The organism is Sphingomonas sp. S-NIH.Pt3_0716 (assembly GCF_003950715.1).
GTDB classification, from domain to species: Bacteria; Pseudomonadota; Alphaproteobacteria; order Sphingomonadales; family Sphingomonadaceae; genus Sphingobium; species Sphingobium yanoikuyae_A.
In genome coordinates this window covers 1-2,604 of the sequence record NZ_QLJK01000084.1, presented here as the reverse complement: position 1 = coordinate 2,604, position 2,604 = coordinate 1, and the positions used below count along the sequence as shown (strand labels likewise).

Sequence of the window (2,604 nt, the reverse complement as noted above, 5' to 3'; positions counted from 1 at the left end):
TTGCCGATTCCGATGAAGCCGCCCCTCGTTTCCGAGATGATTGCGCCCCTTCGTTCCGAGATGATGTCGCCCCCCCGGAGACAGGGCCGTGCTGGCTACGTCTGTTGTTATTTCGTTCGTGCCGGTCGTCAAGCCTCTGAAGGGGATTTGACCCGGCGCATGCTGTCACCGTCGAGGTCCAGGCGGTGGGCGTTGTGGACGAGCCGGTCGAGGATGGCGTCGGCATAGGTCGGATCGCCGATCACCTCGTGCCACGCCGCGATCGGCAGCTGGCTGGTGACGATCGTCGAGCGACGGCCATAACGCTCTTCTAGGATTTCGAGGAGGTCGTAGCGGGCATGAGCATCGAGTGGCTCAAGCCCCCAGTCATCAAGAATCAGGAGCTGAACGCTGCCGAGCTTGGCCAGGATGCGGGCGTAGCGTCCGTCGCCGCGTGCCAACGCCAGGCTGGCGAACAGCTTGGGCACCCGCTGATACAGCACCGAACGGTCGTCGCGGCAGGCCTTATGGCCTAGCGCGCAGGCCAGCCATGATTTCCCGACGCCAGTCGGGCCGCAGATGACGAGATTGTCGCGAGCGGCGATCCAGTCACCAGCGACGAGCTTGAGGAACAGCCCCCGGTCGAGACCTCGATGGCTGCGATAATCGACATCCTCGGGGGTTGCCTGATGGCGCAGCTTGGCGAACCGCAGCCGGGCGGCCAGCTTGCGGTCGTGGCGGAAGCTCCATTCGCGGTCGAGCAGCAGCGCCAGCCATTCGGGATGGGTGAGCCGCTCGGCTTCGGCATTGGCGGCCAGTTCGTCGAACGCCCTGGCCATGCCAGCCAGCCCCATTGCGTTCAGCCGGTCGAGAGTGGGATGTTGAAGCATCATGATCTCCTTCAGTGATAGTAGCGGGAACCTCGGATATTCGGGTGGGTGATCGTCCGATCGTCGCGCGCCTGCCGGGGCGCGGGCGTCTGATCGAGCCGGTTGTCGAGGATCGACCTGACCGATCCATAGGTGCGTGCGCCGATATCGAGCGCCCGGCTGCACGCCGCTTCGACCCGTTCGCGGCCGAAGCCCTTCACCAGGCGCACGATGCCCAGGCAGGCCCGGAAGCCCTGCTCGGGATGCGGGCGATCGGTCAGGATTTTCTCGCACAGCAGGGCGGCACAGGGGCCGATCGCGGCCGCCTCGGTGGCGATGCGTTCGATCGTCCAGTCGGCGAAGCGCCGGTGGGATGACGGCATATGCTCGGATATCGTCGTGTGCCGGCCATTGCCGGAGCCGCGCATATGGGCGGCGATCCGTTCACCCTTGTGGAACAGTTCGATCGTACGCGCGGTGATCCGCGCCTCGACCGGCTCGCGCGCGAAGCGATACGGGACCGAGTAATAATGGCGCTCGATCTCGACATGATAATCGAGACCAGCGCGCCGCCGCCGCCATTCGGCGAAGACATAGGGTTCCAGCGGCAGAGCTTTCAGCGCAGGCCTGTCGATGGCCTCGAACAGCTGGCGCCGGGTCTGGCCCACGCGGCGCATGATACGGCGGTCATTGAGGTCGGCGAGCAGGTCGCCGATCGCGGCGTTGAGTTCGGCCAGGCTATAGAAGATCCGATGCCGAAGGCGCCCGAACAGCCAGCGCTCGACGATCAGCACGCAGGCCTCCACCTTGGCCTTGTCGCGTGGGCGGCGCGGACGGGTCGGCAGCACCGCGCTGTCGTAATGTGCCGCCATCTCGGCATAGCTGCGGTTGACCTGTGGATCGTAAAGGCAGGCCTTGATCACCGCGACCTTGGCATTGTCCGGCACGAACAGGGCAGGCGCGCCGCCGAAGGCTTCCAGCGCCCGCACATGCGCCGCGATCCAGTCGGGTAGCGTCTCGGTCCAACTCGCCTCGGCATAGGACAGGCTCGATGCACCCAGCACCGCCACGAAGATGTGCGCGTCGCGGATTTCGCCGGTCAGCCGGTCGACCACAACAGCCACCTTGTCGCCCGCATAGTCCACGAACAGCTTCTCGCCGGCGGCGTGGGTCTGCCGCATCGTGACCGGCAACTTCGCCGCCCAGCCACGGTAGAGATCGCAGAACCGGCTGTAGCGATAGCCTTCCGGGTGCTGCGCGATATATTCGTCCCACACGATCTGCAGCGTCACATGCTTGCGCTTCAGCTCGCGGTGGATCGCCGCCCAGTCCGGTTCGGGACAGCGGCGATGGCCAGTCTTGGTGCCCGCGGCGCGGTAAAGCGCCGCCTCCAGCACCGCATCGCTGACATCCTCGCCGAGCGGCCACGCCAGGCCCGCAACCGCTGCGCGCCTCAGCGTCTCGCGCACCGTCGAGGGCGCGGCGCCCACCCGATACGAAATCGCCTTGTGACCCAGCCCCTGCTCAAACCGGTACCGTAAAATCTCGCGAACCCGTCGCATACTCAATCGCTCCGCCGACATCGGCTCCCTCCCTCGGACAACCCAAAGGAAGCAAACCTAATCCCAGCAGCGGACCTTCATCGTCATCCCCGCAAAGGGGGCGACATCATCTCGGAATCAGGGGGCGAGTAATTCTCGGAACAGGGGGGCGGCATCATTTCGGAATGAGGGGGCGGCTTCCCTCGGAATCAGCA

2 protein-coding genes are annotated in these 2,604 nt (G+C 65.5%); both read right to left on the bottom strand.

What is annotated here, in order from left to right; translation table 11 throughout:
- Positions 1 to 128: 128 nt before the first annotated feature.
- Entirely contained in the window at positions 129 to 869 is a 741-nt protein-coding gene (gene istB, locus BRX37_RS26030; protein ID WP_066675312.1) for an IS21-like element helper ATPase IstB, read from the bottom strand.
- An 11-nt stretch (positions 870 to 880) separates the two neighbouring features.
- Positions 881 to 2,410 carry an IS21 family transposase gene (gene istA / locus BRX37_RS26025; RefSeq protein WP_125990325.1) on the bottom strand — a complete coding sequence of 510 codons (1,530 nt, stop codon included), beginning with the start codon at positions 2,408 to 2,410 and terminating at the stop codon, positions 881 to 883.
- Positions 2,411 to 2,604 lie beyond the last annotated feature (194 nt).

What these genes read in the sequence shown, in the direction of transcription:
- istB (WP_066675312.1), bottom strand. Translation starts at nt 869, where the DNA reads ATGCTTCAACATCCCACTCTCGACCGGCTGAACGCAATGGGGCTGGCT.
- istA (WP_125990325.1), bottom strand. Translation starts at nt 2,410, where the DNA reads ATGCGACGGGTTCGCGAGATTTTACGGTACCGGTTTGAGCAGGGGCTG.